At 59.6% G+C, this 19,723-nt stretch carries 16 protein-coding genes, 4 tRNA genes and 1 rRNA gene; all 21 read right to left on the reverse strand.

Translation table 11 applies throughout. From position 1 onward, the window contains the following. The coding region (locus A9513_RS35020; protein WP_233432247.1) for a GTP-binding protein at positions 1-97 on the reverse strand (97 nt) is incomplete at its 3' end. 29 nt (positions 98-126) lie between these two features. Next, entirely contained in the window at positions 127-2,262 is a 2,136-nt protein-coding gene (gene fusA, locus A9513_RS15840; RefSeq protein WP_024767126.1) for an elongation factor G, read from the reverse strand. 30 nt (positions 2,263-2,292) lie between these two features. After that, on the reverse strand, positions 2,293-2,763 hold the full coding sequence (rpsG, locus tag A9513_RS15845) for a 30S ribosomal protein S7 (RefSeq protein WP_024767125.1): 471 nt from the start codon (positions 2,761-2,763) through the stop codon (positions 2,293-2,295). Positions 2,764-2,848: 85 nt separating this feature from the next. Beyond that, complete coding sequence (gene rpsL / locus A9513_RS15850; RefSeq protein ID WP_015475317.1) at positions 2,849-3,220, reverse strand: 30S ribosomal protein S12; 372 nt, start codon at positions 3,218-3,220, stop codon at positions 2,849-2,851. A 154-nt stretch (positions 3,221-3,374) separates the two neighbouring features. Further along, complete coding sequence (rpoC, locus tag A9513_RS15855; RefSeq protein ID WP_045217354.1) at positions 3,375-7,574, reverse strand: DNA-directed RNA polymerase subunit beta'; 4,200 nt, start codon at positions 7,572-7,574, stop codon at positions 3,375-3,377. 65 nt (positions 7,575-7,639) lie between these two features. Then, on the reverse strand, positions 7,640-11,713 hold the full coding sequence (gene rpoB / locus A9513_RS15860) for a DNA-directed RNA polymerase subunit beta (RefSeq protein WP_024767123.1): 4,074 nt from the start codon (positions 11,711-11,713) through the stop codon (positions 7,640-7,642). A 222-nt stretch (positions 11,714-11,935) separates the two neighbouring features. Next, positions 11,936-12,304 carry a 50S ribosomal protein L7/L12 gene (rplL, locus tag A9513_RS15865; protein WP_017516430.1) on the reverse strand — a complete coding sequence of 123 codons (369 nt, stop codon included), beginning with the start codon at positions 12,302-12,304 and terminating at the stop codon, positions 11,936-11,938. Positions 12,305-12,380: 76 nt separating this feature from the next. After that, complete coding sequence (gene rplJ / locus A9513_RS15870; protein WP_017516429.1) at positions 12,381-12,881, reverse strand: 50S ribosomal protein L10; 501 nt, start codon at positions 12,879-12,881, stop codon at positions 12,381-12,383. Positions 12,882-13,098: 217 nt separating this feature from the next. Next, positions 13,099-13,794, reverse strand: coding sequence for a 50S ribosomal protein L1 (gene rplA, locus A9513_RS15875; protein WP_017516428.1), 696 nt, complete (start codon positions 13,792-13,794; stop codon positions 13,099-13,101). Continuing rightward, positions 13,794-14,225: a 50S ribosomal protein L11 gene (gene rplK, locus A9513_RS15880; protein ID WP_024767122.1), complete on the reverse strand. Its 432-nt coding sequence runs from the start codon at positions 14,223-14,225 to the stop codon at positions 13,794-13,796. The genes rplA and rplK overlap by 1 nt, the downstream gene beginning before the upstream one ends. A 119-nt stretch (positions 14,226-14,344) precedes the next feature. After that, positions 14,345-14,878 carry a transcription termination/antitermination protein NusG gene (gene nusG, locus A9513_RS15885; RefSeq protein WP_015475310.1) on the reverse strand — a complete coding sequence of 178 codons (534 nt, stop codon included), beginning with the start codon at positions 14,876-14,878 and terminating at the stop codon, positions 14,345-14,347. Positions 14,879-14,887: 9 nt separating this feature from the next. Beyond that, on the reverse strand, positions 14,888-15,256 hold the full coding sequence (gene secE / locus A9513_RS15890; protein ID WP_024767121.1) for a preprotein translocase subunit SecE: 369 nt from the start codon (positions 15,254-15,256) through the stop codon (positions 14,888-14,890). A gap of 44 nt (positions 15,257-15,300) precedes the next feature. Beyond that, positions 15,301-15,376 (reverse strand) — tRNA-Trp (locus tag A9513_RS15895). Between the two features lie 53 nt (positions 15,377-15,429). After that, complete coding sequence (gene tuf, locus A9513_RS15900) at positions 15,430-16,623, reverse strand: elongation factor Tu (protein WP_065327628.1); 1,194 nt, start codon at positions 16,621-16,623, stop codon at positions 15,430-15,432. 83 nt (positions 16,624-16,706) lie between these two features. Further along, positions 16,707-16,782: transfer RNA gene (locus A9513_RS15905), tRNA-Thr, on the reverse strand. 19 nt (positions 16,783-16,801) lie between these two features. Continuing rightward, positions 16,802-16,875: transfer RNA gene (locus A9513_RS15910), tRNA-Gly, on the reverse strand. 25 nt (positions 16,876-16,900) lie between these two features. Next, a tRNA-Tyr gene (locus tag A9513_RS15915) sits at positions 16,901-16,985 on the reverse strand. Positions 16,986-17,126: 141 nt separating this feature from the next. Continuing rightward, the gene (locus A9513_RS15920) at positions 17,127-17,807 is read right to left on the reverse strand and encodes an SPOR domain-containing protein (protein ID WP_065327629.1); all 681 of its coding nucleotides are present in this window, start codon (positions 17,805-17,807) and stop codon (positions 17,127-17,129) included. Between the two features lie 9 nt (positions 17,808-17,816). Further along, positions 17,817-18,566 carry a pantothenate kinase gene (locus tag A9513_RS15925; RefSeq protein WP_065327630.1) on the reverse strand — a complete coding sequence of 250 codons (750 nt, stop codon included), beginning with the start codon at positions 18,564-18,566 and terminating at the stop codon, positions 17,817-17,819. Next, on the reverse strand, positions 18,556-19,500 hold the full coding sequence (birA, locus tag A9513_RS15930) for a bifunctional biotin--[acetyl-CoA-carboxylase] ligase/biotin operon repressor BirA (protein ID WP_065327631.1): 945 nt from the start codon (positions 19,498-19,500) through the stop codon (positions 18,556-18,558). The genes A9513_RS15925 and birA overlap by 11 nt, the downstream gene beginning before the upstream one ends. Before the next feature lie 134 nt (positions 19,501-19,634). Then, positions 19,635-19,723 (reverse strand): 5S ribosomal RNA (gene rrf, locus A9513_RS15935); the annotation flags it as partial.

Raw genomic sequence — 19,723 nt, forward strand, 5'->3', positions numbered from 1 at the left:
TCAGAGCAGCGGTCAGAGTGGTTTTGCCGTGGTCAACGTGACCGATGGTGCCGACGTTGACGTGCGGTTTGTTACGTTCAAATTTTTCTTTAGCCACGAGAGTAACCTCTTACTAAAAGAGCTGAATCAAGCTTGTTTTTTGGCCAGAGCTTCGACGACGTTCGCCGGAGCTTCAGCATACTTGGAGAATTCCATGGAGTAGCTAGCGCGACCCTGGGACATGGAACGCACGTCGGTTGCATAACCGAACATCTCGCCCAGCGGAACCTCGGCACGGATCACCTTACCGGAAACCGAGTCTTCCATCCCCTGAATCAGACCACGACGACGGTTCAGGTCACCCATCACGTCACCCATGTAGTCCTCAGGAGTCACCACTTCCACCTTCATGATCGGCTCCAGAACCTTGCCGCCGCCCTTCTGGGCCAGCTGCTTGGTCGCCATGGAAGCAGCGATCTTGAACGCCATCTCGTTGGAGTCGACGTCGTGGTAGGAACCATCGAAGACGGTCGCCTTCAGGCCGATCAGCGGATAGCCGGCGACAACGCCGTTCTTCATCTGCTCTTCGATGCCTTTCTGGATGGCCGGGATGTATTCCTTCGGAACCACACCGCCCACGACTTCGTTGGTGAAGACCAGGCCTTCAGTGATGTTGCCCTTCTCGTCCACATCGGGAGCGGAGAAGCGGATCCAGCAGTGACCGAACTGGCCACGGCCGCCGGACTGGCGAACGAACTTGCCTTCGATCTCGATGTTGTCCTTCGAGATGGTTTCGCGGTAGGAAACCTGCGGCTTGCCGATGTTCGCTTCCACGCCGAATTCACGCTTCATGCGGTCGACGAGGATGTCCAGGTGCAGCTCACCCATACCGGAGATGATGGTCTGGCCGGTTTCTTCGTCGGTCTTGACGCGGAACGACGGGTCTTCCTGAGCCAGCTTGCCGAGGGCGATGCCCATCTTCTCCTGGTCAGCCTTGGTCTTCGGCTCAACAGCTACCGAGATTACAGGCTCCGGGAAGTCCATACGCTCGAGGATGATCGGCTTCTCGATGTCGCACAGGGTGTCACCGGTGGTGACGTCCTTCATGCCGATCAGAGCAGCGATGTCGCCAGCGCGTACTTCTTTGATCTCGTCACGCTGGTTGGCGTGCATCTGCACCATACGACCAACGCGCTCTTTCTTGCCTTTCACGGAGTTGATAACCGAGTTACCGGACTCCAGAACGCCCGAGTAGACGCGAACGAAGGTCAGAGTACCTACGAACGGGTCGGTGGCGATCTTGAATGCCAGAGCCGAGAACGGAGCATTGTCGTCAGCCGGGCGCTCGTCTTTCGGAGCGTCGTCGCCGTCGTCAATGTGATCCGGGTGAATACCCTGAATCGCCGGAATCTCGGTCGGAGCAGGCAGGAAGTCGATGACGGCGTCCAGAACCAGGGGCACGCCCTTGTTCTTGAACGAGGAGCCGCAGACAGCCGGTACGATTTCGCAAGCGATGGTACGCAGACGCAGGCCAGCCTTGATCTCTTCGATCGACAGCTCACCCTCTTCCAGGTACTTGTTCATCAGCTCTTCGTTGGCTTCGGCAGCAGCCTCGACCATGTTGTTGCGCCACTCAGTGGCCAGCTCGACCATATCGGCGGGAATTTCTTCCTCGCGATAGGAAGTGCCTTTGTCGTCTTCGTTCCAGTAGATGGCCTTCATCTTCAGCAGGTCAACCTGACCCTGGAAGTCATCTTCTGCACCGATGGCCAGCTGAACCGGAACCGGGGTGTGACCCAGGCGGTTCTTGATCTGACCGACGACGCGCAGGAAGTTGGCGCCGGCGCGGTCCATCTTGTTCACGTAAACGATACGCGGAACGCCGTACTTGTTGGCTTGACGCCATACGGTTTCGGACTGCGGCTCAACGCCGGAGGTGCCGCAGAACACAACGACGGCGCCGTCCAGTACGCGCAGGGAGCGCTCAACTTCAATAGTGAAGTCTACGTGGCCGGGGGTGTCGATGACGTTTACGCGGTACTTGTCGTACTGGCCGCGCGAACCTTCCCAGAAGGTCGTGATCGCAGCGGAGGTGATGGTGATACCACGCTCCTGCTCCTGCACCATCCAGTCGGTGGTAGCAGCGCCGTCGTGCACCTCACCCATCTTGTGGCTGAGACCTGTGTAGAACAGGATCCGCTCGGTAGTGGTGGTCTTGCCCGCGTCAACGTGGGCACAGATACCAATGTTCCGGTAGCGGTTGATTGCTGTGTTACGAGCCATAAAGCCCTCGCAGAAGTGTTGATGCCGTAATTAGAAGCGGTAGTGCGAGAACGCTTTGTTGGCCTCGGCCATACGGTGCACGTCTTCACGCTTCTTGACGGCAGCGCCTTTGCCTTCAGCGGCATCCAGCAGCTCGCCAGCCAGGCGCAGAGCCATGGACTTCTCGCCACGCTTGCGGGCGAAGTCCACCAGCCAACGCATAGCCAGTGCATTACGACGGGACGGACGTACTTCAACCGGAACCTGGTAGGTAGCACCGCCGACACGGCGGGACTTCACTTCGACCAGCGGAGCGATGGCGTCGAGTGCTTTTTCGAAGATTTCCAGGGGGTCGCCTTTACCGCGCTCTTTGACCTTGTCCAGAGCACCGTAAACGATACGCTCGGCAACGGCTTTCTTGCCGCTTTCCATCACGTGGTTCATGAACTTGGCCAGAATCTGGCTTCCGTATTTCGGATCGGCCAGGATCTCACGTTTGGCCGCTACACGACGTCTTGGCATTGATAAGCCCTCAAACGGTCTTCAGGTAATCCGGGACTCGATGCCCGACCTTACTCTTATCGACTCAGCAAATAGGAAAACAAAATTACTTCGGACGCTTCGCGCCGTACTTCGAGCGACCCTGCTTACGGTCTTTGACACCGGAGGTGTCCAGCGAACCGCGCACGGTGTGGTAGCGAACACCCGGAAGGTCTTTTACACGACCGCCACGGATCAGCACTACGCTGTGCTCTTGCAGGTTGTGACCTTCACCGCCGATGTACGAGGAAACCTCGAAACCGTTGGTCAGACGAACACGGCACACTTTACGCAGTGCGGAGTTCGGCTTCTTCGGGGTGGTGGTGTAGACGCGGGTGCATACGCCGCGACGCTGAGGGCAGTTCTGCAGGGCAGGAACGCCGCTCTTGTCTACCAGGCGCTTGCGCGGCTTGCGCACCAGCTGGTTGATAGTTGCCATCTATAGCTCCACTGATTGTCTTACGACACTTAAAAACGAAAATGGGCAGAGCAAGCGCCCTGCCAATTTTCGGGGTACAAGATACTAAAGAGCTTACGGATTCCAGTCAAGACAAAGCCCCGGTTGTCAAGACAACCGGGGCTTTGTTTGAGGCTTAGTTACCGCTCAGATTGAGCGCTTCGGCCAATGCTGCTTCAGCCTCGCTCGCGCTCACGCGCTGCGGTTTGCCGAGTTCGCGCTGACGCTTGCGCTCGCTGTGGTAAGCCAGACCGGTACCTGCCGGGATCAGTCGACCCACGACCACGTTTTCCTTCAGGCCGCGCAGGAAGTCGCGCTTGCCGGTGACCGCCGCCTCGGTGAGGACGCGGGTGGTCTCCTGGAAGGATGCCGCCGAGATGAACGACTCGGTGGACAGCGAGGCCTTGGTGATACCCAACAGAACGCGCTCGTACTTGGCCGGGAACTTGTCCTGGGTACCCAGTACTTCGTTCTCTTCCAGCACGTGGACCAGTTCGACCTGGTCGCCCTTGATGAAGGACGAATCGCCCGACTCGGCCACTTCGACCTTGCGCAGCATCTGGCGCAGGATGGTCTCGATGTGCTTGTCGTTGATCTTCACGCCCTGCAGACGGTAAACGTCCTGGATCTCGTTGACGATGTACTTGGCCAGCGAGCTCACACCCAGCAGACGGAGGATGTCGTGCGGGTTGCTCGGGCCGTCGGAGATCACTTCACCACGGCTGACTTGCTCACCTTCGAACACGTTCAGGTGACGCCACTTCGGAATCAGCTCCTCGTACGGATCGCTACCGTCGGTGGGAGTGATGACCAGGCGGCGCTTGCCCTTGGTTTCCTTGCCGAAGGAGATGGTGCCGCTGATTTCCGCCAGGATCGAAGGCTCTTTCGGACGACGAGCTTCGAACAGGTCGGCAACGCGCGGCAGACCACCGGTGATGTCGCGGGTCTTCGAGGTTTCCTGCGGGATACGCGCGATAACGTCACCGATACGCACTTTCGCGCCATCGTTGAGGTTGACCAGGGCGTTCGCCGGCAGGAAGTACTGAGCCGGTACGTCGGTACCCGGCAGCAGCAGATCCTTGCCTGCGGCGTCGATCAGCTTCACGGCCGGACGGATGTCCTTGCCGGCAGCCGGACGATCCTTCGGATCCATCACTTCGATGTTGGTCAGACCGGTCAGTTCGTCGGTCTGGCGCTTGATGGTGATGCCCTCTTCCATGCCCACGAAGGCCACGGTGCCGTCCATCTCGGTGACGATCGGGTGGGTGTGCGGGTCCCACTTGGCGACGATGGCGCCCGGGTCGACCTTGTCACCTTCCTTCACGGAAATTACCGCACCGTACGGCAGCTTGTAGCGCTCGCGCTCACGACCGAAGTCGTCGGCTACCGCCAGCTCACCGGAACGGGAAACCGCTACCAGGGCGCCATCGGCACGCTCTACGTGCTTCAAGTTGTGCAGGCGAATGGTGCCGCCGTTCTTGACCTGAACGTTGTCCACGGCAGAAGTACGGCTGGCCGCACCACCGATGTGGAAGGTACGCATCGTCAGCTGGGTACCCGGCTCACCGATCGACTGGGCAGCGATAACGCCGACAGCCTCGCCGATGTTCACGCGGTGACCACGGGCCAGATCGCGGCCGTAGCACATGGCGCAAATGCCGTGACGGGTTTCGCAGGTGATCGGCGAACGCACAACGACTTCGTCGACGCTCATCTGCTCGAGGAAATCAACCCACTTCTCGTCGATCAGGGTGCCAGCTTCAACGATGACGTCGTCGCTGCCCGGCTTGAACACGTCGCGCGCAATCACACGACCGAGTACACGCTCACCCAGCGGCTCAACCACGTCGCCGCCTTCGATGTGCGGGGACATGACCAGGCCATGCTCGGTGCCGCAATCGATCTCGGTCACCACCAGATCCTGGGCCACGTCGACGAGACGACGGGTCAGGTAACCGGAGTTCGCGGTCTTCAGTGCGGTATCCGCCAGACCTTTACGAGCACCGTGAGTGGAGATGAAGTACTGGAGTACGTTCAGGCCTTCACGGAAGTTCGCGGTGATCGGGGTCTCGATGATGGAGCCGTCCGGCTTGGCCATCAGGCCACGCATACCGGCCAGCTGACGGATCTGGGCCGCAGAACCCCGCGCACCGGAGTCCGCCATCATGTACATGGAGTTGAAGGACTCCTGGTCGACCTGCTTGCCCTCGCGATCGGTCACCTTCTCTTTCGAGAGGTTGGCCATCATCGCCTTGGACACTTCGTCGTTGGCCTTGGACCAGAGGTCGATCACCTTGTTGTACTTCTCGCCCTGGGTGACCAGGCCGGAGGCGTACTGGCTCTCGATCTCCTTCACTTCCTCGGTGGCGGCATCGATGATGCGGGCCTTCTCGTCCGGGATGACGAAGTCGTTCACGCCGATCGACACACCGGAGATGGTCGAGTAGGCGAAGCCGGTGTACATCAGCTGGTCAGCGAAGATAACGGTGTCCTTCAGACCGACCACGCGGTAGCAGTGGTTGATCAGCTTGGAGATCGCCTTCTTCTTCATCGACTGGTTGACCACGTCGAAGGGCAGGCCGGCCGGGACAACCTGGAACAGCAGCGCACGGCCGACGGTGGAGTCGACGATACGGGTGTTCGCGGTCAGGGAGCCGTCTTCGTTCTTGATCTTCTCGTTGATGCGCACTTTTACGCGGGCGTGCAGGGACACCTGGCCGCTGCGGTAAGCGCGGTCAACTTCCTGCAGGTCTGCGAAAGCCATGCCCTCGCCCTTCGCGTTGATCGCTTCACGGGTCATGTAGTACAGACCCATGACCACGTCCTGCGACGGAACGATGATCGGCTCGCCGTTGGCGGGCGACAGAATGTTGTTGGTGGACATCATCAGCGCGCGCGCTTCCAGCTGAGCCTCGAGGGTCAGCGGAACGTGCACGGCCATCTGGTCACCGTCGAAGTCGGCGTTGTACGCGGCGCAGACCAGCGGGTGCAGCTGGATGGCTTTACCTTCGATCAGTACCGGCTCGAACGCCTGGATGCCCAGACGGTGCAGGGTCGGCGCACGGTTCAGCAGTACGGGGTGTTCGCGGATGACTTCGGCGAGAACGTCCCACACTTCCGGCAGCTCGCGCTCGACCATCTTCTTGGCGGCCTTGATGGTGGTGGCCATGCCACGACCTTCCAGCTTGCCGAAGATGAACGGCTTGAACAGCTCCAGGGCCATTTTCTTCGGCAGACCGCACTGGTGCAGACGCAGGGTCGGACCTACGGTAATGACCGAACGGCCGGAGTAGTCCACGCGCTTGCCGAGCAGGTTCTGACGGAAGCGACCCTGCTTGCCCTTGATCATGTCGGCCAGGGACTTCAGCGGGCGCTTGTTCGAGCCGGTGATGGCACGACCGCGACGGCCGTTGTCCAGCAGGGCGTCGACGGCTTCCTGCAGCATGCGCTTCTCGTTGCGCACGATGATGTCAGGAGCGGCCAGGTCGAGCAGGCGCTTCAGACGGTTGTTACGGTTGATCACGCGGCGATACAGATCGTTCAGATCCGAGGTCGCGAAGCGGCCGCCATCCAGCGGAACCAGCGGACGCAGGTCCGGCGGCAGTACCGGCAGGACGGTCAGCACCATCCACTCGGGATGGTTGCCGGAGCCCTGGAAGGCTTCCATCAGCTTCAGGCGCTTGGACAGCTTCTTGATCTTGGTTTCCGAGTTGGTCTGCGGAATCTCTTCGCGCAGGCGGCCGATCTCGTGCTCCAGATCGATAGCGTTGAGCAGCTCGCGAACGGCTTCCGCACCCATGCGGGCGTCGAAGTCGTCACCGAACTCTTCGAGGGCTTCGAAGTACTGCTCGTCGTTCAGCAGCTGGCCCTTTTCCAGGGTGGTCATGCCCGGATCGATCACCACGTAGCTCTCGAAATAGAGCACGCGCTCGATGTCACGCAGGGTCATGTCCAGCAGCAGGCCGATACGGGACGGCAGGGACTTCAGGAACCAGATGTGGGCGACCGGCGAAGCCAGCTCGATGTGGCCCATGCGCTCACGGCGCACCTTGGCCAGCGCGACTTCAACGCCGCACTTCTCGCAGATCACACCGCGGTGCTTGAGGCGCTTGTACTTACCGCACAGGCACTCGTAGTCCTTCACCGGGCCGAAGATCTTGGCGCAGAACAGGCCATCGCGCTCCGGCTTGAAGGTGCGGTAGTTGATGGTCTCCGGCTTCTTGACTTCGCCGAAGGACCAGGAACGGATCATCTCGGGCGAGGCCAGGCCAATACGGATGGCATCGAACTCTTCGATCTGACCCTGGTTTTTCAACAGATTAAGCAAGTCTTTCAAGGCCTTTCCTCCTCACGGACCCGGTGCGACCGGCCTTGACCAGCCGCACCGTCTGACGTCACGTGTTATTCGGTTTCCAGTTCGATATCGATGCCGAGCGAGCGGATCTCTTTGATCAACACGTTGAAGGACTCGGGCATGCCGGCCTCCATGCGGTGATCCCCGTCCACGATGTTCTTGTACATCTTGGTACGGCCGTTCACGTCGTCCGACTTCACGGTCAGCATTTCCTGCAGGGTGTAGGCGGCACCGTAGGCTTCCAGCGCCCAGACCTCCATCTCCCCGAAACGCTGGCCACCGAACTGCGCCTTACCACCCAGCGGCTGCTGGGTAACCAGGCTGTAGGAGCCGGTGGAACGTGCGTGCATCTTGTCATCGACCAGGTGGTTCAGCTTGAGCATGTACATGTAACCCACAGTGGTCGTACGCTCGAACTGGTTGCCGGTGCGGCCGTCATACAGACGCATCTGACCGCTCTCCGGCAGATCGGCCAGCTTCAGCATGGCCTTGATCTCGCGCTCCTTGGCACCGTCGAACACCGGGGTAGCCATGGGCACGCCGCCCTTGAGGTTGTTGGCCAGAGCGAGGATCTCGTTATCGTTCAGCTCGTCCAGGCTCTCCTGGCGGCCACCGATCTCGTTGTAGATCTCGTTCAGGAAGACACGCAACTCGGCGATCTTGCGCTGCTCTTCGAGCATGCGGTTGATCTTCTCGCCCAGGCCCTTGGCCGCGAGGCCCAGGTGGGTTTCGAGGATCTGACCGACGTTCATACGCGACGGTACGCCCAGCGGGTTCAGAACGATATCCACCGGAGTACCGTTGGCATCGTGCGGCATGTCTTCGACCGGCATGATCACCGAGACCACACCCTTGTTACCGTGGCGGCCCGCCATCTTGTCGCCCGGCTGGATGCGGCGCTTGATGGCGAGGTAGACCTTGACGATCTTCAGTACGCCCGGCGCCAGGTCGTCGCCCTGCTGCAGCTTGCGCTTCTTGTCTTCGAACTTGTCGTCGAGCATCTGGCGACGGTCGCTGATGTAGGCCTGGGCCTTCTCCAGCTGCTCGTTCAGAGCGTCTTCCGCCATGCGCAGCTTGAACCACTGGCCGCGCTCGAGGCCGTCCAGGTACTCGTCGGTGATCTCTGCGCCTTTCTTCAGGGCAGGACCGCCATCGGCCTTGGCACCGACCAGAGCGGAACGCAGACGCTCGAAGGTCGCGCCTTCGACGATGCGGAACTCTTCGTTCAGGTCCTTGCGGATCTCGTCCAGCTGCATCTTCTCGATGGACAGGGCACGGCTGTCGCGCTCCACGCCATCACGGGTGAAGACCTGTACGTCGATGACGGTGCCCTTGGTACCGGTCGGCACACGCAGGGAGGTGTCCTTCACGTCGGACGCCTTCTCACCGAAGATCGCGCGCAGCAGCTTCTCTTCCGGAGTCAGCTGGGTCTCGCCTTTCGGGGTGACCTTGCCGACCAGGATGTCGCCGGCCTGTACTTCGGCGCCGACGTAGACGATGCCTGCTTCGTCCAGCTTATTCAGCGCAGCCTCACCCACGTTCGGGATGTCCGCGGTGATTTCCTCTGGGCCGAGCTTGGTGTCACGGGCAACGCAGGTCAGTTCCTGGATGTGGATCGTGGTGAAACGATCTTCCTGGACCACGCGCTCGGACAGGCAGATGGAGTCTTCGAAGTTGAAGCCGTTCCAGGGCATGAACGCAACGCGCATGTTCTGACCCAGAGCCAGTTCACCCATATCGGTGGACGGACCGTCGGCCAGGATGTCGCTGCGCGAAACCTGATCACCCTTCTGCACCAGCGGACGCTGGTTGATGCAGGTGTTCTGGTTGGAACGGGTGTACTTGGTCAGGTTGTAGATGTCGACGCCGGCTTCGCCAGTCTCGACTTCATCGTCGTTCACGCGGACCACGATACGGCTGGCGTCGACCGAGTCGATCACGCCGCCACGACGAGCCACCACGCAGACGCCGGAGTCACGGGCAACGTTGCGCTCCATGCCGGTACCGACCAGCGGCTTGTCGGCGCGCAGGGTCGGTACAGCCTGACGCTGCATGTTCGAACCCATGAGCGCACGGTTGGCGTCGTCGTGCTCGAGGAACGGAATCAGCGAGGCAGCGACGGAAACGACCTGCTTCGGCGATACGTCCATGAGGGTGACGTCTTCCGGCGCCTTCACGGTGAATTCGTTCAGGTGACGGACGGCTACCAGTTCGTCGATCAACTGACCCTTTTCGTTCAGGGTCGCCGAGGCCTGGGCGATCACATGATCGGCCTCTTCGATCGCGGACAGGAAGACGATGTCGTCGCTGACCAGACCTTCCTTCACCACGCGGTACGGGCTTTCCAGGAAGCCGTACTTGTTGGTGCGAGCGTAGGTGGCCAGGGAGTTGATCAGACCGATGTTCGGACCTTCAGGGGTTTCGATCGGGCACACGCGGCCGTAGTGGGTCGGGTGTACGTCACGAACCTCGAAGCCCGCGCGCTCACGGGTCAGACCACCCGGGCCGAGTGCGGAGACACGGCGTTTGTGAGTGATCTCGGAGAGCGGGTTGTTCTGGTCCATGAACTGCGACAGCTGGCTGGAACCGAAGAACTCCTTGATCGCGGCAGCCACCGGCTTGGCGTTGATCAGGTCCTGCGGCATCAGGCCTTCGCTTTCGGCCATCGACAGACGTTCCTTGACCGCGCGCTCGACACGCACCAGGCCAACGCGGAACTGGTTCTCGGCCATTTCGCCGACGCAACGGACGCGACGGTTACCCAGGTGGTCGATGTCGTCGACGATGCCTTTACCGTTACGGATGGCAACCAGGGTCTTGAGGACCTCGACGATATCTTCCTTGCTGAGGACACCCGCGCCTTCGATCTCGGTACGACCGATGCGGCGGTTGAACTTCATACGGCCGACTGCCGAAAGGTCGTAACGCTCGGCGCTGAAGAACAGGTTGCCGAACAGGGTTTCGGCGGCTTCCTTGGTCGGCGGCTCACCGGGACGCATCATGCGATAGATCTCGACCAGCGCTTCCAGTTGGTTGCTGGTGGAGTCGATCTTCAGCGTGTCGGAGATGAACGGACCACAGTCGATATCGTTGGTGTACAGAGTTTCCAGGCGCGCAACCTGGGCCTTGGCAATCTTGGCCAGGGCATCGACGGTCAGCTCGGTGTTGCACTCGGCGATGATCTCGCCGGTAGCCGGGTGCACGACAGCCTTGGCCACGGTACGGCCAATCAAGTAGTCGAACGGCACTTCCAGCTGGGTGATGCCAGCCTTCTCGAGCTGGTTGATGTGGCGCGCAGTGATACGACGGCCCGCCTCGACGATGACCTTGCCGCTGGCATCCTTGATGTCGAAGCTGGCGATCTCGCCACGCAGACGCGACGGCACCAATTCCAGGTTCAGGGTCTCGCCCTTGATCTGGTAGACGTTGGTGTCATAGAACGCGTTGAGGATTTCCTCGGTGCTGTAGTTCAGCGCGCGCAGCAGGACGGAAGCCGGCAGTTTGCGGCGACGGTCGATACGAACGAACACGCAGTCCTTCGGATCGAACTCGAAGTCGAGCCACGAACCGCGGTAAGGAATGATACGAGCGGAGTACAGCAGCTTGCCGGAGCTGTGGGTCTTGCCACGGTCGTGGTCGAAGAACACACCCGGGGAACGGTGCAGCTGGGAAACGATGACGCGCTCGGTACCGTTGATGATGAAGGTACCGTTCTCGGTCATCAGGGGGATTTCCCCCATGTAGACTTCTTGTTCCTTGATGTCCTTGATCGCTTTGTTCGACGATTCTTTGTCGAAAATGATCAGGCGCACTTTCACACGCAGCGGGACCGCGAAGGTTACACCGCGCAGCACGCATTCCTTGACATCGAATGCCGGCTCACCGAGGCGGTAGCCGACGTATTCCAGGGCAGCATTGCCGGAATAGCTGATAATCGGGAAGACGGACTTGAAGGCCGCATGCAGGCCGATGTCTCGAACCTGGTCCTTGCTCGCACCGGCCTGCAGGAATTCGCGATAGGAATCCAGCTGGATGGCCAGCAAATACGGCACATCCATGACGTCCGGCAACTTGCTAAAGTCCTTGCGGATACGTTTTTTCTCAGTGTATGAGTAAGCCATCAGCGTTCCCCAGCTTGGTCACCTGCTTGATTGGCCTCTCCCGCGCGGGGAGCAGCCCAAAATCGTGCAAACCCTTGGTTTGCGCCGCCAGTCGTGGCGGGATTTTCACGTCATGGAGGGGCACCCACGGCACCCCACCCATAACGGAAAAAGGCCGGTGGCATTTGCCACCAGCCATCAGCCTGTCGCTTAACGCTCGGGCTGTCGACGCAAGGTACGAACTTACTTGAGCTCGACCTTGGCGCCTGCTTCTTCCAGGGCTTTCTTGGCAGCTTCGGCTTCTTCTTTCGAAGCGCCTTCCTTGACCACGCCCGGGGCGCCGTCAACGACAGCCTTGGCTTCTTTCAGGCCCAGGCCGGTCAGTTCACGAACGACCTTGATCACGTTCACTTTCTTGTCGCCAGCTTCGGCCAGGACGATGGTGAACTCGGTCTGCTCTTCAGCAGCGGCAGCAGCCGGGCCGGCAGCAGCAACGGTAGCGGCAGCAGCGGTAACGCCGAACTTCTCTTCCATCGCCTTGATCAGTTCAACGATCTGCATGACGGACATTTCGGATACGGCGGAGATGATGTCTTCGTTGGTCAGAGCCATGACTCTAATTCCTGTATTGGGTGACGGCCTAAGGCCATCGAATTAAACAAAAAAGGTTGAAAGCAGCTGTCGAGCCTTAGGCTGCGGTCGCTTCTTTCTGATCGCGAATTGCCGCCAGAGTACGAGCCAGCTTGCTGGTAGCGCCTTGGATCACGCTCATCAGCTGTGCAACAGCTTCGTTGTAGGTCGGCAGGGTCGCCAGCACGTCGATCTGATTGGCTGCGAGGAACTGACCCTCGAACGCGGCCGCCTTGATCTCGAACTTGTCCTGACCCTTGGCAAACTCCTTGAAGATACGAGCGGCAGCGCCCGGATGTTCGTTGGAGAAAGCAATCAGGGTCGGGCCCTTGAACGTGTCGTTGAGCACTTCAAACTGAGTGCCTTCAACGGCGCGCTTGAGCAGGGTGTTACGTACGACTTTCACGTACACACCAGCTGCGCGGGCCTCTTTACGGAGTCCGGTCATAGCGCCGACAGTCACGCCGCGTGCATCAACCACGACAGCGGACAGACCGGCTTTGGCAGCCTCGTTGACTTCAGCGACGATGGCCTTCTTGTCTTCGAGTTTAATTGCCACGGGTTTACTCCTGGATGTTACCGATTCGCCCAGCCAGAGCCGGGCGGCGTTTTGGTGTCTGATTCGGTAAACGAATCGGGAGCACCATCTGCGTAGGCTTGAGAGGATCGCCTCCCGGGTTTAAGGCTTGCGCCGCCTACGGTCTTGGATAGCCCCCGCCAGGCAGGGACCCCAATACCTGCGAACAGTGGGCGAACCCACTGCTCGACTTAGTTCATCAGCCTTCCAGCGAAGCCTGATCGATCTGCAGACCTGGGCCCATGGTGGTGCTCAGGGTTACGCGCTGAACGTACACGCCCTTCGAGGAGGACGGCTTCAGACGCTTCAGATCGCTCAGCAGCGCTTCCACGTTCTGCTTCAGCTTGACCGGCTCGAAGTCGATCTTGCCAACGGAAGCGTGGATGATGCCGTTCTTGTCGGTACGGAAACGTACCTGACCGGCTTTGGCGTTCTTGACAGCGGTGGCGACGTCCGGGGTCACGGTGCCGACTTTCGGGTTCGGCATCAGACCGCGCGGGCCGAGAACCTGGCCCAGCTGGCCAACAACACGCATCGCGTCCGGGGAGGCGATGACGACGTCGTAGTTCAGGTCGCCGGCTTTCATTTCGGCAGCCAGTTCGTCCATGCCAACCTTGTCTGCACCAGCAGCCAGGGCAGCTTCAACACCAGGACCCTGGGTGAAGACGGCAACGCGTACGGATTTGCCGGTGCCGTTCGGCAGAACAGTGGCACCACGCACGACCTGGTCGGATTTACGCGGATCAACGCCCAGATTGATGGCGATGTCCACGGACTCCTTGAACTTGATGGTCGACAGTTCGGCCAGCAGCTTGGCGGCATCTTCGAAGCCGTATTGCTTGCCCGCTTCAACCTTCTCGGCGATAGCCTTTTGACGCTTGGTCAGCTTAGCCATTACACACCCTCCACGTTCAGGCCCATGCTGCGCGCGGAGCCAGCAATGGTGCGTACGGCAGCGTCCAGGTCAGCAGCGGTCAGGTCAGCCTGCTTGGCCTTGGCGATCTCTTCCAGCTGGGCACGGGTAACAGTGCCGACTTTCTGAGAGTTCGGACGAGCGGAACCGCTGGTGATGCCAGCTGCTTTTTTCAGCAGGACGGCAGCCGGGGTGCTCTTGGTTTCGAAGGTGAAGCTACGGTCGCTGTATACAGTGATGATCACAGGAGTCGGCAGACCCGGCTCTTGGCCTTGAGTCTTGGCGTTGAACGCCTTGCAGAATTCCATGATGTTCACGCCATGCTGACCCAGAGCGGGGCCTACGGGCGGCGACGGGTTGGCCTGGCCGGCCTTAACTTGCAGCTTGATGTAAGCCGTGATTTTCTTAGCCATTTGCTACTCCAAATGCGGGTCAAGCGCCCTGACGGGCTCCCCGGTTGCTATCGCGTTTATCCCAATGACGACAAAACCCCGCAGCCTAGGGCTGCGGGGTGTGGGATTCATTGTGCCAGTTAGACTTTCTCTACCTGACTGAACTCCAGCTCTACCGGAGTAGAGCGACCGAAAATGAGCACGGCGACCTGGATGCGGCTCTTTTCGTAGTTAACTTCTTCGACGACACCATTGAAGTCGGCGAACGGACCATCGATCACACGAACAGTCTCGCCCGGCTCGAACAGGGTCTTCGGCTTGGGCTTGTCGCCGCTATCGGCAACGCGGCGCAGAATGGCATCAGCTTCTTTATCAGTGATAGGCGCCGGTTTGTCGGCAGTACCACCAATGAAGCCCATGACGCGAGGAGTGTCCTTGACCAAGTGCCAGGTACCCTCGTTCATCTCCATCTGCACCAGGACATAACCCGGGAAGAATTTGCGCTCACTCTTGCGCTTCTGGCCGTTCCGCATCTCTACCACTTCTTCGGTAGGGACCAGAATCTCACCAAACCCGTCTTCCATGCCGGCCAGTTTGACCCGCTCGATCAGCGAGCGCATGACATGCTTCTCGTAACCCGAGTAGGCATGCACAACGTACCAACGCTTAGCCACGGAACACCCTTAACCTACGATCATGGAAACCAGCCAACCCAGCAGGGAGTCGAGCCCCCAAAGCACCAGCGCCATTACCAGCACTACTGCCACTACGATCAGCGTGGTCTGAGTTGTCTCTTGACGAGACGGCCATACAACCTTGCGAATCTCGGCGCGAGCCTCTTTAGCCAAAGTAAAGAACGCACGCCCCTTGACGGTCTGCAGCGCAATGAAACCTGCAACAGCCGCCATCACGAGGATACCGAGAACGCGATAGAAGATCGGTTGCGTGGAGTAATACTGGTTGGCAACCACAGCCACCACCACCAGCACCGCAACCACAAGCCACTTCAAGAGATCAAGACGCGACTCTTTGGCTTCTACCTTCGCATTCATCTGCTAGGAATCCCGTTTAAAGAAGTGCCAGATCTTGAGGAATCTGGCAGGCCAGGAGGGAATCGAACCCCCAACCTGCGGTTTTGGAGACCGCCGCTCTGCCAATTGAGCTACTGGCCTAGAACAAAGTCAGGCCGACCATTATGCCGGCCTGATAGGGAAAGATCAATCGATTATTCGATGATCTTGGCAACCACGCCGGCGCCAACGGTACGRCCGCCTTCGCGAATCGCGAAGCGCAGGCCATCTTCCATGGCGATCGGAGCGATCAGGGTGACAACCATTTTCACGTTGTCGCCCGGCATTACCATCTCAACGCCTTCCGGCAGTTCGCAGTTGCCGGTTACGTCGGTGGTACGGAAGTAGAACTGCGGACGGTAGCCCTTGAAGAACGGGGTGTGACGACCACCYTCTTCCTTGGACAGCACGTACACTTCGCATTCGAACTTGGTGTGCGGCTTGATGGTGCCCGGCTTGGCCAGAACCTGRCCACGCTCTACGTCTTCACGCTTGGTGCCGCGCAGCAGGACGCCGACGTTCTCACCAGCACGACCTTCGTCGAGCAGCTTGCGGAACATTTCAACGCCGGTGCAGGTGGTCTTGGTGGTCGCCTTGATGCCGACGATTTCCACTTCTTCCTGGACCTTGACGATGCCACGCTCAACACGRCCAGTTACCACGGTGCCRCGACCGGAGATCGAGAACACGTCTTCGATCGGCATCAGGAACGGCTGGTCGATTGCACGAACCGGCTCAGGGATGTAGGAGTCCAGGGTTTCTACCAGCTTGCGCACGGCGGAAACGCCCATCTCGTTGTCGTCCTGGCCGTTCARAGCCATCAGAGCGGAACCGATCACGATCGGAGTGTCGTCGCCCGGGAAGTCGTAGGTGTTCAGCAGATCGCGAACTTCCATTTCGACCAGYTCCAGCAGCTCGGCGTCGTCAACCATGTCGGCCTTGTTCAGGAACACGACGATGTAAGGAACGCCTACCTGACGGGACAGCAGGATGTGCTCGCGGGTCTGCGGCATGGGGCCGTCAGCAGCCGAGCAAACCAGGATCGCGCCGTCCATCTGGGCAGCACCGGTGATCATGTTCTTCACGTAGTCGGCGTGGCCCGGGCAGTCTACGTGAGCGTAGTGGCGTACCGGCGAGTCGTATTCAACGTGAGAGGTGTTGATGGTGATACCACGAGCCTTCTCTTCCGGCGCGTTGTCGATCTGGTCGAAAGCGCGAGCGGAACCGCCCCAGGTCTCGGAGCAGACCTTGGTCAGAGCAGCGGTCAGAGTGGTTTTGCCGTGGTCAACGTGACCGATGGTGCCGACGTTTACGTGCGGCTTGTTACGCTCAAATTTTTCTTTAGCCATCTTGACCGCCTCCCGTAAGGAATTGAGAAAGTCACGTCACCATTAAAACAAAGGCAGATATTTTCATATCTGCCTTTGCGAGATGGAGCTCATGAGCGGATTTGAACCGCTGACCTCACCCTTACCAAGGGTGTGCTCTACCAGCTGAGCTACATGAGCAAGACATCAGCAACAAACTTGGAGCGGGTAGCGGGAATCGAACCCGCATCATCAGCTTGGAAGGCTGAGGTTCTACCACTGAACTATACCCGCGGAGCTTGCAGCTCACGCTTGAAACTGGTGGAGGGGGAAGGATTCGAACCTTCGAAGTCTGAGACGTCAGATTTACAGTCTGATCCCTTTGGCCGCTCGGGAACCCCTCCGAGTGAGGCGGCATTCTACAGCCTGCCACCACGTTGTCAACTGTTTTTCTTTAAAAAACTTGAGCTTAGCTCTTCGACAACGGCTTCCAGTGCTCAACCTTTTCAGGTCACCCCTGTGAAGCGGGCGCCATTCTATTCAAACTATTGAGCGCTTGCAACGTTTTTGCACGGCATTGTTTGTTTCTGCAGTTCGGGGAAATCCGGCGCCAGTTGACGCACCAGGGAGTCGTCAACCAGGCGCCCGCTTTCCGGTGTGATCTGCGCCCAGTAATCATGCTGCGAACGAGCCAGCTCACGCACCAAAGCGTCGTAGCCAGCGGTCTTCAGCCGCTCCACCACGCTGTCGGCGGAGTCCTTGCGCTGAAAGATGCCAAGAGAGATCCCGTCAGTCAGATCCCCTTCCGTAATGATGTAGCTGTCAATCTTTCGAGCCTGCAACTCCCGCAGCTGCCAGAGTGATGCCTGGCGCGACGCCAACGGTGGCAGATAAACCCAGAAGTCGACACCAGCAGCAGCGTCCACTGTTTGCACGGAAGCCTGCACATCCAGACTCAACAGACGCTGCACCAATTGCCGGGCGCGATCGTCGACCGGGAAGCTGCCCAGGTAGACGCAAGCAGATGCGGGAGCGGTCGCCACCTTTTCTTCAGCCTGGCGACGTTGAGGTGTTTCTGCAGACTCGCTGAGCAGCCGAATATTCTTCTGCTCACTGTGAAACAGGCTGAGCGGGGCAATCTCCTTGGGGCGGAGAGGCGCCTGCTGTTGATGCCAGACGTAGTAGAAGACGTTGAGGGCAAGCAGGAAAAGAAAGAACCAGCGCATCAATCAGACTCACTCGATCGGACAGGCTAGTGCCAGCCCGAGAAATACCAGGTCCGGAAGCACAACCGCGCGAGCAGACTCATCCTTGACGAGCTCAGCATCTCCGCCGGTCAGGTAAACAGCACTGTCATCACCCAGCAGCTTGTTGGCAAGCTCGATCTGCTCCCGTACGAACCCGCGCAACATCAGCACGCAACCGCGCTCCACCGCCTCGGAAGTTTCCTGCCCCGGCAGTAGATTCTGTAGCGCCTCATGGGCCGCCTCGTCGTCATAACGAATCCGCCGAGTGTGAGTACGCAACTGGCTTCGCATCAGCGGCATGCCGGGTGCGATATAGCCTCCCAGATGCTTGCCCGCGGCATCGACCAGATCCGAGGTCACAGCAGTTCCAAGGTCGAGCACCAGGCATCCGCGCCCCGCCAGACAGTGACCAGCCACCAGGGCCAGCCAGCGGTCCATTCCCAGGCGCTGATACTCCCGGTAGCCGTTGACCACACCGCCGAGCTCGATTGCCGGAGCAGCAATCTGCACCGCAATAGGGAAAGCACTCTCCAGGCTCACACGAAGCGCGTCGGTTTCCTGCTCACTGCGAACACTGACCATGCGGCAATAGCGGATATCCACCGCCTCACTGCCCTGCAGCTGCGCGAGCAAGGCTTGATCCGAGTCCGCCACGCCACCGGCGACAGTCACCAGGTCATGCCTTCTGACCACTCGCCACTTGATCAGGCTATTTCCACAATCCAACTCAAGAATCATCCGACAACCTCAGACTCAACTCGCCTCCGCTGTAGCCGTGCTCCTTGCCATCGACCAGAAGGCGAAGCGCGCCCCGCTCATCGATGCCAAGCGCGCGCCCAACGATATTATTGGCAGCAGTGGACAGCGTGACCTGCCGCCCCTGCCATAGATGAAGGGACTCCCACTCTTCGCGACTGGCAGCGAAGCCATACTCACGATGACGGGATAGAACATCCGCAAGCTGAGACTCCAGCGCCTGCAGCAACTCGTTACGGTCAACCAGCCTACCCAGCGCCTCGCGCATCGAAGTCCAGGGCTGATCGATCGCCTCTGCCTTGCGCATGTTCACATTGATGCCGACGCCAATCGCAACACTACAGATGTCAGCAGGATCTCCCGTGAGCTCAAGCAGGATGCCGGCAATCTTTTTGCCACCCACCAGAACGTCATTGGGCCACTTGAGGCCTACATCTTTCACGCCCAGAGACTGGATCGCTCTTGCCACCGCAAGGCCGACCACCAGACTCAACCCCTCCAACTCCTGCGCACCACCACGTACAGTGATACCCAGGGTGTAATAAAGGTTGGCACCAAAGGGACTCTCCCATTGCCGCCCTCGCCTGCCGCGCCCAGCGGTCTGCCTCTCACCCAGGATGGCAAACGGCGCCGCAGCGCCGGCAGAAAGCCGCCGCAGCACTTCGGCATTGGTGGAGTCGATCGAAAACAGGACATCGAGAGGCCACAGGCCGAAGTCGCCCCTGGGCGAGATAATGCTCAGCGGCTCTTCCAGGCGGTAACCACGGCCGCGCACTCGCTGCACGACCATACCGTAGTCACGCTCAAAGCCTTCAAGGCGCTTCCAGACGGCGCTGCGACTTACTCCGAGGAGAGCACCCAGCTCTTCTCCGGAATGAAAGCGGCCATCGCTCAGCAATTTCAGCAAGGTCTGCATATCACCCCCGCAACAGTCAGGCACGCATCATATAGAGGCATGCCTGAATTGCCTACGCAGCAATGGCCCGACTTTCCCGCGCGCAAAAGCAAAACCCCCGGCCAGCGAAGCTGACCAGGGGTCTTGGGATAGGAGCTTGACGATGACCTACTCTCACATGGAGAAACTCCACACTACCATCGGCGATGCGTCGTTTCACTACTGAGTTCGGGATGGGATCAGG

The organism is Pseudomonas sp. AU12215 (assembly GCF_001675465.2).
GTDB lineage: Bacteria > Pseudomonadota > Gammaproteobacteria > Pseudomonadales > Pseudomonadaceae > Pseudomonas > Pseudomonas nitroreducens.

Bases quoted from the DNA above. Each gene is read 5' to 3' on its own strand.
- fusA (WP_024767126.1), bottom strand. From the start codon at position 2,262: ATGGCTCGTAACACAGCAATCAACCGCTACCGGAACATTGGTATCTGT.
- rpsG (WP_024767125.1), bottom strand. From the start codon at position 2,763: ATGCCAAGACGTCGTGTAGCGGCCAAACGTGAGATCCTGGCCGATCCG.
- rpsL (WP_015475317.1), bottom strand. From the start codon at position 3,220: ATGGCAACTATCAACCAGCTGGTGCGCAAGCCGCGCAAGCGCCTGGTA.
- rpoB (WP_024767123.1), bottom strand. From the start codon at position 11,713: ATGGCTTACTCATACACTGAGAAAAAACGTATCCGCAAGGACTTTAGC.
- rplL (WP_017516430.1), bottom strand. From the start codon at position 12,304: ATGGCTCTGACCAACGAAGACATCATCTCCGCCGTATCCGAAATGTCC.
- rplA (WP_017516428.1), bottom strand. From the start codon at position 13,794: ATGGCTAAGCTGACCAAGCGTCAAAAGGCTATCGCCGAGAAGGTTGAA.
- rplK (WP_024767122.1), bottom strand. From the start codon at position 14,225: ATGGCTAAGAAAATCACGGCTTACATCAAGCTGCAAGTTAAGGCCGGC.
- secE (WP_024767121.1), bottom strand. From the start codon at position 15,256: ATGAATGCGAAGGTAGAAGCCAAAGAGTCGCGTCTTGATCTCTTGAAG.
- A9513_RS15920 (WP_065327629.1), bottom strand. From the start codon at position 17,807: ATGCGCTGGTTCTTTCTTTTCCTGCTTGCCCTCAACGTCTTCTACTAC.
- A9513_RS15925 (WP_065327630.1), bottom strand. From the start codon at position 18,566: ATGATTCTTGAGTTGGATTGTGGAAATAGCCTGATCAAGTGGCGAGTG.
- birA (WP_065327631.1), bottom strand. From the start codon at position 19,500: ATGCAGACCTTGCTGAAATTGCTGAGCGATGGCCGCTTTCATTCCGGA.